We start from the raw sequence: 9,357 nt of genomic DNA, 5'->3' as shown, positions 1-9,357 counted from the left end.
CGTCAAAATGCAGGACACGTGAGCAGGTACGGCAGACAAATTCAAAATCGTGGGTGACAATGAAAATGACTTTTCCCATATTGGATAATCGCCGGATCAATCCTGCAACCTGCGTCATACTGTCAAAGTCAAGGCCGCTGGTCGGTTCATCAAATACAAGCAAGTCTTTCCCACAAATCATGCTGACAGCTACAGCTACTCGTTGCTTTTGACCGCCGGAAAGCGTGTTTGGATGTTGTTCTCGATATGGGGAAAGTCCCAGTTCTTCCAAAGTTGCATTTACCAATGTTTGGTCTGGATTTCGGATGCCAAAGGAACATTCTGCTTCTACGCTGTCAGCGAAAAGCTCATAGTTCACATCCTGCATGACCATATAAGAGCGTTGCAGCCTTTCCTTACGCTCAATCGGCTCGCTTTCCCACAAAAATTGTCCATCGCAGTCTTTGTGAAGCCCACAGAGAGCGCGGGAAAATGTAGTCTTTCCAGCTCCGTTGTGGCCGACCACACCAATCACTTCGCCCTTTCCGGCGGATAGCTCAATGTCATGCAAAATTGTTTGCTTCTTGTAACGGAGCGTCACATTCCGCAGCTCCAATACAGGGGGAGGCGCAGGCAAGTGGGCTTTTGGCGGGAATACCGCCTGTAGATCAACAGCTCGCAGACCCATGTGTTCACGATCAGGTTCAGATAGCTGCCGAAATTCTTCCGGGGTGTATATTCCTTTGATTTCTCCTTTTTCCAGATAAACAATTCGGTCAGCCAACTCCATCAGGTAGTACAGACGATGTTCCGCTATCAAAACTGTTTTGCCCTGTTTTTTTATCAGCCGCAAATGTTCCTTTAGTTCCTGGATCGAAGTCATATCCAGATTAGAGGATGGTTCATCCAATAGATAAATCTGTGGGTTCATGGCATAAACAGAAGCAAAGGCGATTTTCTGCTTTTCTCCGCCGGACAACTCAAAAATATTTCTGTTTCGTAGCTTTTGAATATGCAAATCTTCAGTTGTCTGCTCTACTCGCTCAGCCAATTTCTTGGGAGGGCGAGCTTCATTTTCAATTCCAAAGGCAATCTCACTGTCTGTATCAACATTGAAAAACTGCGTCCGTGGATTTTGGAAAACGGAGCCAACCTTAGCGGCAATCTGATACATGGCGATATTGCTGATTTCCTGACCATCTACCAACACATGGCCATGAAGCTCCCCCTGATAAAACTGAGGGATCAGTCCATTCACCAGCCTTGTAATCGTTGTTTTTCCGCACCCGCTGCGGCCACAGAACAGGACGCATTCTCCGTCCGAAATTTTCAAATTGATGTCGCGTAGCCCACCATGTTCCTGCCCTGTATAGGAAAACGATACATTTTCAAACTCAATCAACCGATCGCACCTCCCCGCACACATAATTCAAAAATCAGATAAGCTACGGCAACGGTCATGACGCCCCAATCGGCAATTCCGCATTTTATCTGGACAAGACAGGTGCGTGGATTGGGATTTTCAATTCCACGAGTGACAGAAGCAACAGAAAGATCATCCGCCGCTTTTGAAGCTGCCATCAATAAAGGTACATAAATACACTCAACCGTCATGCCCGGATGTGTTAAAAAGCCCGCCAGAGATGGTGAAACATCTCTCATCCGCATAGCGTCTGTGATATAGCGCCAGTCCTCTTGAATAGTTGGAATGTACCGCAGCATAACTGCCATAGGAATTACTAACTTTTTGGGTGCGCGGACACGGCTCATAGCAGACAGGAACTCATTGACTTTTGTAGTAGTCAGAACAATCCCAGCCAAGGTTCCGCACGCATAGACCTTATGAAACAAGCCTAAAAAGGCAATAAACATTGTCCGCAGCGTGCCTGTCATTTCTGCCATGATCCAAACTGTCAGGGCACAGATGACCGCATAAAAGCATACAGCCTTAATGACATATTTCCACTTTCCAAAGAAAGCCCCTAATATCGCAATCAGCATAACAAGGATAAATTGATATGCAAGTGAGGGCGCAAACATGGACGATAAAACACACATAAGAATAAGAAAGAGCTTGGCCCGTGGGTCGAGCCAAAGCTCTTTCTTGTGGCGTTTACCGCTCATGCTGTAATACCTGCTTTTTCAAACTGCTTTTTCAGCATTTTGCAGCCTACAAAAGCGCTGATTGCAGATGTAATAATAGCAGCGGCAAACATGGCAATCAGGATGCCGGTATTAGCGGTTGCCTGCATGGTGTCGATGTAGCTCTGTTCGGTTCCATTCCCCAACATGGTCTGCGCCCAACCATTGGGGTCAGCAAAGAAAACGATATACGATCCAGTACCGCCGAGGGAGAACAGGATGTAAGACAGACTGTTGAGTTTTTTGCTTTTGTACTGCCCTGCACCAGCAACAAAGTCCGCGACAATCGCCATGATCAGGTAGCCCAATGCAAAAGCCCAGTGCATACCGGTCACGAACCAAATAATACCCATGATAACGCCCATTATAGAAAGGCTCCAACGCTTATGTACTTTTGCAATCAGCAAAAGATAAATGGGGCCAGCAAGCAGCCCACCTCCTGCCGGCATGAAAAAAGTAAGTACAGGATTCGTTGCAAAAAAAACGCCGCCCACCAATACAAAAACAAATAACAGTGCAGTAAAAATACCTGTTGTTACAAGGTCTTTCACTGTCAGACCTTTGTTCATAGAATTTACTTGATTACTCATTTTGACCTCCTACCTTTCATTGTCTTGACTCGACAAATGGCTTGTGATATTCTACGGTTAGATAGCTATAACCACTGTCTAATACAATACGCATTTATCGAACAACATTCAATAGGTCCCGGCGATGTTCGTCTGTTCCTTTCAAAAGTTCGTCTAATCGTTGCAAAAAGGAGATGGTCTGTTTTCATGTCTGAAATTATTGACCAGTTTTATACACCGTTGCTGATTGAACACGGTTTTATCCGTGACCCAGACAACCAGCAATATGGGGCATTAGGTGACTGCTGGAAACTTTCTCCCGAAGTTGGAGAAGGCTCCTACTGGACTTATGGACAGAAAGACTTATATGATATTAAAATCCACAACTTTTCCTTCCACGAAGATTTCATGTTGGAATGTTCCCTGCCGGAATGTCTGAGTATCACTCGGTATGACTCTATTTCCGGGGAGGAATTATCTCCATACCGTAGGCTGTCTGCCGGTTGTATCAAAACATTTATTGGAGGCTACGCTCCATACAAGGCTTTGATACATAAAAATATTCCAATCCGTTCGGTTGGGATTGAGATTGCACCGGCATATTATGAGGACTACCTGAAAAAACTGTACCCAGAGGCACAGATTAATCCTGTGGATGCATTTCGGAAGATCGACCAAACTTCCGACTTTCCAGAAATGTCACGGTTACTCACAGAAATCAAGGACTATCGCGGGGAAGGGATTGCCGCAAAACTTTTTTATGAGGGTAAAGTCGCAGAAGCCGTTTCAATGGTGGTGGAATATCAGAAGAAACATCCTGATAAACCAGTCCATAAGCTCTCTCAACAGGATATTGAAAATCTCCAAATAGTTGCCGCTTATCTTAGCGACCACTATGCTTTTGATATTCCTCTGGAACGGCTAACACAGATTGCCTGCATGGGAACAACAAAGCTCAAAAACTGTTTTAAGAAATACTACGACTGCACCATCACGGAATATGTTCAACAGCGGCGCATGAGTCAAGCAGAATATCTGCTGGCATATACAGAGCTGACAGTCGGGCAAGTTGCCAAAACAGTAGGCTATTCCACTTCAAGCCGATTTGCAGAATTATTCCGTAAAAGCACTGGATTGTTGCCACTGGAGTACAGAAAAAGCGCACAGCGAAAGTAAAATGAGCGCCAGAGGAAACTCTGGCGCTCGTCTGATTTTGCACCGAACTATAAAATGTAGGTGAAGTACATATCAAATCATTCCATGTACAAACTATGAAATATAAAATGTATGTGGGTGATGTTGAATGGCAAAAATTAAAGACTGTCCGGGCTTTGAAACCTTTGGTGCAGATATAAAAGCCGCGCGGGAGGCTTTGAATATGTCTCGCAGAGTGCTGGCAGAGCAGATACATGTTGATCCGCGCTATCTTGCCAATATCGAATTAGAGCAAACGATTCCAAGTTTGCCGGTTATCATTCAGCTTGTAAAAATCTGCGGCTTGCCGATGGAACGATATTTCAATCCAGAGGTCATGCGAGAAGAAAGCAAGCTGCGTCAACGAGTTAGCCACAAGTTGGCACTCTGCCCAGAGAAGTATCTTCCTATTGTGGAAGCAACCATTGATGGGGCAATCAAAATGAACGAATAAGAGTCGCTTTACCAGTTTGTAGAGCGGCTCTTATTTTATGCTCTTTTGCGGGCATTTTTGGACTTCTGCAACGCTTTATAAGTAGGGATAAGATACGGTAGCAAGCACAGCAAGCGAGTACCCGCTTGCGAATTTTGAGATTTTCAGGTCCCTTGCCCGAAAATTCAAAATTGCTTGTTGGGATAGTCCCAAACCCTTATAAAGAACGGAGGCGGCGCATGGCAAACCGAAAGCGGAATATCCAAATGAAATTCTATGTTACGGAGGACGAAAAACAGCTCATAAACGAGAAAATGAGCCAGCTCCCCACACGCAGATATGGTGCCTACCTCCGCAAGATGGCGATTGACGGATATATCATCTATACGGACACCGCAGATATCAAGGCGTTCACCAAAGAGCTTTCCGCTATCGGTCGGAACATCAATCAGATTGCCAAGCGGATCAACGCCGGAGGTCCTGCGTATCAGGCCGACATGGACGAGATACGGGAAAGGCTGGACGAGATATGGCAGTTACAAAGACACATCCTATCAAATCAACGCTGAAAGCAGCCATTGACTATATCTGCAACCCGGAAAAGACGGACGGAAAGCTGCTTGTTTCTTCCTATGGCTGTGCCGCCGAAACTGCGGATATCGAATTTTCCTGGACCCGCCGCCATGCCATCGACAAGGGAACGAACCTGGGTCGCCATCTGATCCAAGCCTTTCAGCCTGGGGAGGTTACGCCGGAACAGGCCCATGAAATAGGCATGGAACTTGCAAAAGAAATCCTGGGCGGCAAGTATGAATTTGTCCTTACCACCCACATAGACAAAGATCATGTTCATAACCACCTGATTTTCAATACGGTCAGCTTTGCGGATCACAAGCACTATCATTCCAACAAGCGGAGTTATCACTATATCCGCCGCACCTCCGACCGGCTTTGCAAGGAACACGGTCTGTCTGTCATCATTCCCGGACAGGACAAGGGCAAGAGCTATATTGAACATCAGGCCACGCAGAACGTCACCAGCTATAAGGCAAAGTTGAAAGCTGCCATTGACCGACTTCTGCCAGCCTGTTCCAACCTGGAAGAGCTGCTTCGCCGCCTGCAGAGAGAAGGTTATGAGATCAAGCGCGGCAAGTATATCTCTGCCAGAGCACCGGATCAGGAACGGTTCACCCGTCTGAAAACGCTGGGGGTTGACTACACCGAAGAAGCCCTTGCCGCCCGGATTGCCGGACGATCCAGACCTTCCCGCCAACCGAAACGGCAGGACGGAAAGATCAGCCTGCTCATTGATATCCAGAATAACATTAAGGCACAGCAGAGCGCAGGCTTCACCCATTGGGCGAAGCTGAACAATCTGAAACAGGCCGCCAAGACCATGAATTTCCTGACGGAACACGGGATAAGCAGTTATGGAGAACTGGAAAGCAAATTGACCGCAGTATCCGCACGCAGGGATACCGCTCATGCAGAGATCAAGCGGATAGAAAGCAGAAGTGCCGAACTTTCCCTTGTGATGAAGCATGCCGGAACTTACCGTCAGCTAAAGCCGCTTTATGAAAGATACCGTAAATCGAATGATAAAGAAAAGTTTCTGCGGGGGCATGAGAGCGAGATCATCCTTTTTGAAGCGGCCGCCAGAGAATTAAAACGGCTGGGGACTGTGCCGCTGCCGACAACGGAAAGCATGAAAACGGAGCTTGCTAATCTCAACGCAGAAAAGGAACGGCTCCTTGCTGAATATAAAGCCGCAAGAGCCGAAGCCCAGGAATACGATACCGTCAAGCAGAATGTGGATGCGCTGCTGACCGTTCCAAAGGAACAGGAACAACAGCGGCGGCATGAACTGGAATAAATTTCTTTGAAAGACGCTGGGCGCAGCTCCCGGCATCCTGTATAATGGAACTGCGGAAGGAGGTTTTACAGATGATAAGAAGCGAAGCAATCAAAGCATTTTTCTTCAAAAGCGTATTGCCCGTGACCGTGGCGCTGATCCTGTATTGTATCTTCAAATCCGCCTGCGTGAAGAACGGAGAGCTTGACTATGTATGGCTCTGGATACTCTGCGGGCTGCCGTTTGGACTCCATCGGATGTGCCTCTGGATCGTGCCTGGCTGCGGCTCCCTGGGTGGAGGGATCGCCCTGTTTGCATTGAACTTCATTATCGGCGGCGTGATAGGTGGTTTCGTTCTGGTATGGCGGCTGATCGTAGCGGTATGGTATGTGCCGCTGACGGTGTACCGGCTGATCGTTGGATGATTTTCTTGCGTCATGGAAATATGGAAAACTGCCGCTCGTGCCGATGGAAAAGCCATTCACAACCTGATGGAAAAAGACAAGCCTTTTCCCACAAGTCTGCAAACAGCTTTCCCACAGCCTCACAATCCTGGCAGTTTACACACATTTCCACAACGCCTACTGCGGCGGCTATCCATCCTTTCCTATCCAATCCTAATGAGAAAATACTATGGAAATTCCTTTTCAACGGAGGTACAATTTGTACCCCTGTTCAAACAACAGAACCGTGTTAAAGTAATTTGATGATAGCAAAAAGAAAAAGCGGGAGTACAGCCAATCGGATGAACCGAAAAGCTGTACTCCCGTTTTGCGTGACAGAAAGTGTTTGAAATCAAGCCTTTTTCTTCATGTGCCAGCAAGCAGACCGACACATGAAAAATCATAAAGGCTCCCTTTGAAAATACGAATACAGGGAATTATTCTGCGTTTTTCGCCCCCTTATCCTCACAGATTTTAGACCGTTTGGAACTGTAATGCGGGCAAGCGACCAGACACGCCCGGAAACTCTGCTTGCAGCCGTGAACACATTTTTTACAGATATGGTTATACTGCCGCCTGCCGTTCTCGCCCAGGAAGAACGCCCATTCCAGCCGCCACTTCTTGCTTCGGCTCATAGGCAGTCATGCTCCGGCACATCACGACCGGACTTCTTTCCCTCCGGGGGTTTGTGCTCGGCACACTCCCGTTTTGCGTCCTCCAACCGCTCACGGATTGAAGACTTCTCCGGCGTTATCCGTTCTGCGTACTCCTGGGCCTTTTCCAATTCCTCGCCGCGTCTGCCGTTGTTGATAACGCCGTCGATCATGCCGTAGTCATCCTCCAGCGTCATTTCAGCAGTACGGAGAGGATTGTCCTTTTCCGGCTGCTCCGCTGCCACGGCAAATGCCCGTGTGCCATTTCCCATGATAAGATACTTTCCATCATCGGAAATATGGTGGACACCGTAACCGGCCGCCTCCATCTGTTCCCGGCTCATAGCCGTCACCTGAAAGCTGCCCCTCGGTGTCTGCACACGCTCGCCAGTTTCAAAACGGTCTGGCAGATAAGCGAGGTCTTGCTTCTCTGCTGGGACAGGAAGAACAACGATATTGCCATTGATCTGCATAAATCGTTCCGGCGTTTTGAACTGTTCCGTGTATTTCTGAATCAGTTCCGGGGACAGGGACGCAAAATCTTCCTCACCAAGTCCAACCACCAAAAAAGTCCCTGCTACGATATCATAAATTTCTCCATTTTCATCCCGCAGCCCACGGTTCAGATCAAGCCCTATGAGCTTTCCTTCATCATTGCAAACCAGCGCCACCGGGTCAGAATAGGGATAAGTTGCGCCAATGTCTCCGCCGACCTCCGCCTGCAGGGAATGAAGATCGGGGTCGATCTCCTTCACATAGGGTTCCTTCATAGGCTCCACTACAAGCACTGTCATCTTTTCCGAGGCAACCTTCTCCGCAGCGGACAGCATTTCATCCGCATGGGACTTCTCCGGGTCATCCAAAGCGGCCTTGACCTCCGCCGGATCAAAATCAAGAAATTCTTCATAGCCCGTGGCATCCTTGAACTTTTCAATCTCCGAAGGAAGATAGTCCTCCTGCGTCTGCCCCAGCGCCGCCAGCTTTTCATCCAGCGCAGAAATGCGTCCCGCCATCAGGTTTTCGTAAAGTTCTTCCTTTGCGGCGTGCGCCTCCGGGTGCTCCGCCGCATACTGCGGATCGTTCTGACGGAAAAACTCGTCCATGTCAAAGGCAATATCCATAGCCCACTCGGATTTTTCTTCTTCGGGAAGATCGTCCTGGAAGGTCATCACCCGGTACTCGTCGGGGATACTGCCGCGCTCACCGTCGTAATACTCATGGAAACTGTCACCCGTATCACGCACATAGCCCTGATCCGTGAAGGTGCCGTTTTCCTCCAACGCAACGTCCCGGCCGTAGGCCTCATAGTCGATGTAATTCTGCAAATGCTCTGGCACCTGCATAACGTCCAGTTCTTCGATGTAATAGCGGCCCAGATCGTCATAGTCATGGATATCGGGGTAAACCTCATAGCAATCCAGATTCTCAGTGAGGTTGATGATCTCCTGCAGGCTGCCGCAATGGTCGCCCATTTCCATACCGGCCTGAAACTGTGCGTATTCGCTTTCGCTCATTTCATCCAGCTTCGATGCCAGATAATTCAGCTCGTCCAGATTTTCATATTCACCCAGCTTACTGTAAAGACCGTCCACATAGCAGTCATAGTCCGTGATGAACCATTCCTCATAGGTCTGGCCGAAGTCATCCTTCTGGCCGATCCCGATCCGCTTAAACACTTCCTTCAATTCCTCGGCGGTGGTGGGAAACTTCACCCATTCGCCCACAAGCTCGCCCTCGTTATATTTCCCAAGATTGGTGATAAAGGCGGCAAAGGGATAATCCTTGTTGTGATCGTAATATGGCATATCAGCACCTCCTTACAGCTCCGGCGCAGATTTTTCCTTATGGGGCTGCGCCTTGCTTTTCTCTGCACATTCCTTCTTGCCCTGTTCCAGCCGTTCCCGGATGGAGGGCTTTTTCTCCGGCTCCGCAGGGCGTTCATGGTTCCACTCGTCGCCGGAGAGAGAAATATATCCGTGTTCCGTAAAATGCCCCTGTTCCTCCTGCATGGCATACTTGCCAAACGGAACAGGGTCGATCGCTTTCAGAAGTTCCGGGGGCAGCAGCATATCCATGTGCTGTGCCAGATACC

11 protein-coding genes and 1 pseudogene are annotated in these 9,357 nt (G+C 48.3%); 5 read left to right on the top strand and 7 right to left on the bottom strand.

The features are described 5' to 3' along the window. The 3 genes from QZ135_RS23500 to QZ135_RS23490 form a co-directional block, all read right to left on the bottom strand. Nucleotides 1-1,381, bottom strand: a 1,381-nt coding sequence (locus QZ135_RS23500) for an energy-coupling factor ABC transporter ATP-binding protein (protein WP_294615354.1), incomplete at its 3' end; no start/stop codon positions are given. Continuing rightward, a complete protein-coding gene (locus tag QZ135_RS23495; protein WP_177308202.1) occupies nt 1,378-2,103 on the bottom strand; it encodes an energy-coupling factor transporter transmembrane component T in 726 nt (241 codons plus the stop codon). The genes QZ135_RS23500 and QZ135_RS23495, both read right to left, overlap by 4 nt. After that, nucleotides 2,100-2,690, bottom strand: coding sequence for an MptD family putative ECF transporter S component (locus QZ135_RS23490; RefSeq protein WP_007705906.1), 591 nt, complete (start codon nt 2,688-2,690; stop codon nt 2,100-2,102). Before QZ135_RS23490 ends, QZ135_RS23495 begins: the two co-directional genes overlap by 4 nt. A 207-nt stretch (nt 2,691-2,897) precedes the next feature. Here QZ135_RS23490 and QZ135_RS23485 point away from each other — a divergent pair, with 207 nt between their 5' ends. From QZ135_RS23485 to QZ135_RS25015, 5 genes are all read left to right on the top strand, one after another. Then, nucleotides 2,898-3,866 (top strand): AraC family transcriptional regulator, encoded by a 969-nt coding sequence (locus QZ135_RS23485; protein ID WP_007705909.1) that lies wholly within the window; start codon nt 2,898-2,900, stop codon nt 3,864-3,866. Nucleotides 3,867-3,993: 127 nt separating this feature from the next. Next, nucleotides 3,994-4,338, top strand: coding sequence for a helix-turn-helix transcriptional regulator (locus QZ135_RS23480; RefSeq protein WP_007705912.1), 345 nt, complete (start codon nt 3,994-3,996; stop codon nt 4,336-4,338). A gap of 218 nt (nt 4,339-4,556) precedes the next feature. After that, nucleotides 4,557-4,886 (top strand): plasmid mobilization relaxosome protein MobC, encoded by a 330-nt coding sequence (gene mobC / locus QZ135_RS23475; RefSeq protein WP_294615344.1) that lies wholly within the window; start codon nt 4,557-4,559, stop codon nt 4,884-4,886. After that, complete coding sequence (locus QZ135_RS23470) at nt 4,847-6,190, top strand: relaxase/mobilization nuclease domain-containing protein (RefSeq protein WP_294615340.1); 1,344 nt, start codon at nt 4,847-4,849, stop codon at nt 6,188-6,190. Before mobC ends, QZ135_RS23470 begins: the two co-directional genes overlap by 40 nt. A 44-nt stretch (nt 6,191-6,234) precedes the next feature. Next, nucleotides 6,235-6,594: a DUF6050 family protein gene (locus tag QZ135_RS25015; protein ID WP_365979378.1), complete on the top strand. Its 360-nt coding sequence runs from the start codon at nt 6,235-6,237 to the stop codon at nt 6,592-6,594. A gap of 10 nt (nt 6,595-6,604) precedes the next feature. Here the strand turns inward: QZ135_RS25015 and QZ135_RS25010 are convergent, their stop codons facing one another. The 4 genes and pseudogenes from QZ135_RS25010 to QZ135_RS23450 form a co-directional block, all read right to left on the bottom strand. Then, nucleotides 6,605-6,820, bottom strand: coding sequence for a hypothetical protein (locus QZ135_RS25010; RefSeq protein ID WP_365979377.1), 216 nt, complete (start codon nt 6,818-6,820; stop codon nt 6,605-6,607). 229 nt (nt 6,821-7,049) lie between these two features. Beyond that, nucleotides 7,050-7,247: a hypothetical protein gene (locus QZ135_RS23460; RefSeq protein ID WP_007705928.1), complete on the bottom strand. Its 198-nt coding sequence runs from the start codon at nt 7,245-7,247 to the stop codon at nt 7,050-7,052. Continuing rightward, entirely contained in the window at nt 7,244-9,070 is a 1,827-nt protein-coding gene (locus QZ135_RS23455) for an antirestriction protein ArdA (RefSeq protein ID WP_294615331.1), read from the bottom strand. Before QZ135_RS23455 ends, QZ135_RS23460 begins: the two co-directional genes overlap by 4 nt. A gap of 12 nt (nt 9,071-9,082) precedes the next feature. Beyond that, nucleotides 9,083-9,357, bottom strand: a pseudogene (locus QZ135_RS23450) (hypothetical protein); the annotation flags it as partial.

The sequence above is a fragment of the uncultured Bacteroides sp. genome (genome assembly GCF_905207245.1).
Classification (GTDB): Bacteria; Bacteroidota; Bacteroidia; order Bacteroidales; family Bacteroidaceae; genus Bacteroides.
Note: the sequence above shows the minus strand (reverse complement) of the source record. Positions and strands in the feature narration are given on the sequence as shown.